General features: G+C 62.5%; 2 pseudogenes. One reads left to right on the plus strand and one right to left on the minus strand.

The features are described from left to right. Positions 1-147: 147 nt before the first annotated feature. Positions 148-2,694, plus strand: a pseudogene (locus MUW49_RS22080) (response regulator); the annotation flags it as partial. Positions 2,695-2,714: 20 nt separating this feature from the next. On the opposite strand, the pseudogene MUW49_RS12845 reads toward MUW49_RS22080, so the two are convergent. Beyond that, positions 2,715-2,835, minus strand: a pseudogene (locus MUW49_RS12845) (IS630 family transposase); the annotation flags it as partial.

Raw genomic sequence — 2,835 nt, forward strand, 5'->3', positions numbered from 1 at the left:
CGGGACACGCCGTTTTAGCCTGTGGAGGCGCGGTGCAATCAGGCCGCCCGATGAAGCAGGAACCCGGTACTGCGCGAGCAGCTATCACCCAGTAATGGGGATCCCCCTCCTGTGACGCGAAGCGCTAAGGTGGGGGAGGATGTCAAGATCCGCATTGCCAAGCGTCTGCGCCTTGGGGGACGTGATCTTGGTCTGCTGCTAATCAACGTTCAGGCTGCCCGTATGCTCAAGGAGTTTGCCGACAACCGCGGCAAGGCAGCCGATCACATCATGCTGTTCAACCAGGACGGATACTGGCTGCGCAGCCCGGACCCATCCCGGGAGTGGGGCTTCATGCTCGAGCGCCCGGATCTGACTCTGAAGCAGACTTCTCCCCAGGCCTGGCAGGCGTTCTGGGACGCATCAAACGGCCAGATGGAGTCTGCCGACGGACTCTGGAGCTGGACCACCCTGTACCCGGCACAGAATCATGATCAGCTGATCTGGAAAGCCGCGTCCCTGGTGCCGCACAGCGAGCTGCAGGCCATTCGCACTCATATCTGGGGGATCATCTTGGCCGCCAGCGCCGTGCTGCTGCTGTTGTTTGGTGCCGGTGTGGCTGCACTGGTGCGCAGCAGGCACAAGGAGCAACTGGCCCAGCAGGAAGCGGCCAGGTTGGCACAGGTCAAAGGTGATTTCATCGCCAACATGAGCCACGAGATCCGCACCCCCATGAACGCCATCATGGGGCTGACCTACCTGCTCGAACAGGGAGGGCTCGAGGATGGTCAGCATGCCCTGGTGCGCAAAATCCACCAGGCCGGGCAGGCGCTGCTCGGGATCATCAACGACATCCTCGATTTCTCCAAGATTGAGTCGGGTCGGCTCAAGCTTGAGCGGGTGCCATTCAGTCTCGAAGAGGTGCTCGATCACGTGGCGGCCATCATGTCCACCTGCGTTGGCCAGAAGCACCTCAAACTGGTGGTGAGCAGTGCCCCCGAGCCGGTTTCCCATCTGATTGGGGACGCCCTGCGCCTCGAGCAGGTGCTGCTCAACCTGACCGGCAATGCCATCAAGTTTACCGAACGCGGCGAGGTGGAGGTCAAGGTTGTGCTGGAATCAGAGCAAGACGGCATGGCCACCTTGCTGTTTCGGGTGCGCGACACCGGGATCGGCATTCCCCCCGAGCAGCAGGCCAACATTTTCAATGCATTCTCCCAGGCAGACTCCTCCACCAGTCGCCGCTTCGGGGGCACCGGGCTTGGTCTGACCATCAGTCGCCGCCTGGTGAATCTGATGGGGGGGACATCGGCGTCACCAGCGAGCTTGGCAAGGGGAGCGAATTCTGGTTCCGCGTCCGGCTGGAGCAGGGGGAGCGGCCCGAGGCCTTGAACGAGCGCCTGCAGCACATCTCGCTGCTCATCGCCGACGACAATCAGGTGACCCGCGACGCCCTGTCGATGACGGTGGGTTCCCTCGGATGGCAGTCGCGGGTGGTGGAGTCCGGTGAGCAGGCGCTGCACCATCTGCTGCGCCAGGGGGAGCGTTTTGACGTGATCCTGCTCGACTGGATCATGCCGGGCATGGACGGGCTCGAGACCTGCCTGGCCATTCGCCGCGCCTTCGAGCAGCAGGAGCGTTCACCCATCATCATCATGGCGACCGCCTATTCCCAGGATGAACTGATGCACCGCCCCGGCTCGGATCAGGTGGATCTGGTGCTGCACAAACCGGTCACCGGCTCCAGTCTCTACAACGCGGTGGCACGTCTCATCCACGAGAAGCGCGAGCATGTGGAGCCCCTTGAGAGTGGCCAGCGCCGTCTGCGCCTGCCGGGCGTGCACATACTGCTGGTGGATGACAGCGACATCAACCTGGAGGTGGCGACCCGCTTGTTGCAACGGGAGGGGGCCGAGGTGATCACCGCCATCGATGGGGAGAGAGCCCTGGCCTGCCTGGCAGATCCGGCACGGCGCATCGATCTGGTACTCATGGATGTGCAGATGCCAGTGATGGATGGCTACGAGGCGACCCGTCGCCTGCGTCTGCTGCCGGGGCGGGAGGAGACTCCCGTGCTGGCACTCACCGCAGGGGTATTCAAGGATCAGCGGGAGGCGGCGCTGGCCTCTGGCATGAACGACTTCATCGCCAAGCCGCTCGATGTGGAGCAGCTTATCGCGACCTTGCTGCGTTATCTGCCGGACTGTGTCCTGCCGCTCACAGTGAGCGACGAGCCACTCCCCCATGAGCCGGTGGCCGGCATCGATATCGATACCGGACTGCGCAACTGGGGTGAAGCCTCGGTCTATCTTAAATACCTGCGGCGTTTTCGCGATGACTACATGACGGTTGGTACCGTGTTGCCGGACTATATCGCCCAGCACGAGACCGATGCGGCCGCGAGCCTGACCCACAAGCTCAAGGGGGGGGCGGGGAGCCTGTCACTCACCGATGTGGCGCGTATCAGTGCCGAGTTGAACGAGGCCATCGAGCAGGGTGGCGACACCAGCCAGCTTATCGCACCCTTCCTCGAGGCCCTGGAGCGTGCACAACACTCCATCGATACCTATGCCGGGCGCGGTCAGTTCCCCGCTGGCCCAGGGGGAAGCGCGGGAGGTCTGCCTGCACGCCCTGCATCAGGCCCTGGTGAGCGAGGATCTGGATCTGATTGAGCCGGCGCTGAGCCAGGCAAGGAGTCACCTTCCTTGTGAACTAAATAACTGATCCCAATAGTGCTACACCTTCGCTGTGCCATAGCCATTCCCCGGGAAAGGAGACACGGTATCCATGAAGTGTTTCACTCGGGCCAGCAGGTTTGCCATCCCTCTGCATTGATGATTGCGCGTGATGGTTTCA

Source organism: Aeromonas sp. LsrichE-8G (assembly GCF_022869435.1).
Lineage (GTDB): Bacteria > Pseudomonadota > Gammaproteobacteria > Enterobacterales > Aeromonadaceae > Aeromonas > Aeromonas caviae.